The organism is Leptotrichia sp. OH3620_COT-345 (assembly GCF_003932895.1).
Taxonomy (GTDB): domain Bacteria; phylum Fusobacteriota; class Fusobacteriia; order Fusobacteriales; family Leptotrichiaceae; genus Pseudoleptotrichia.
In genome coordinates, this window is the sequence record NZ_RQYW01000129.1 from 1 (window position 1) to 436 (window position 436).

The window sequence follows — 436 nt, forward strand, 5'->3', positions numbered from 1 at the left end:
TATGGATTAAAACTTCTTTTAGCCCTTCTACACTTCTTCCCGCTTCCTCAAATATATCCTTTGCTTTTCCTCTTCCTGCTTTTGTTAACCAATATTCCGTCCCTAAATCCACATTTATAGCTCTTATTTCTCTTCCCTCAAACTCCCCTTTTTGTCTATTTATATCTCTATTTACATCTGATATATCCTGATTTATCTTTACATTACTTCCTATTGTAGAAAGTACTTCTCTACTCTTATCTTTTTCACCATAGTTTACACCTACTTTGTATACCCCTCCATGTCCTTTAAGTACTATGCCTGTCTTTTCATCATATTTTTCTTTACCTTTTTCATCTCTTACCTTATATTCTGTATTAGGGTATACCGTTACATTTATTCCTATATTTTTACTCTTATCTATATCATGTAAATCATGTTTTTCATATCCCTGTCC

Annotated in this window: 1 protein-coding gene; it reads right to left on the bottom strand. The window is 32.3% G+C overall.

What is annotated here, in order from left to right; all coding sequences use genetic code 11:
• Window positions 1-436: hypothetical protein (locus EII29_RS12395; RefSeq protein ID WP_158612553.1), on the bottom strand; the 436-nt coding region annotated here is incomplete at both ends.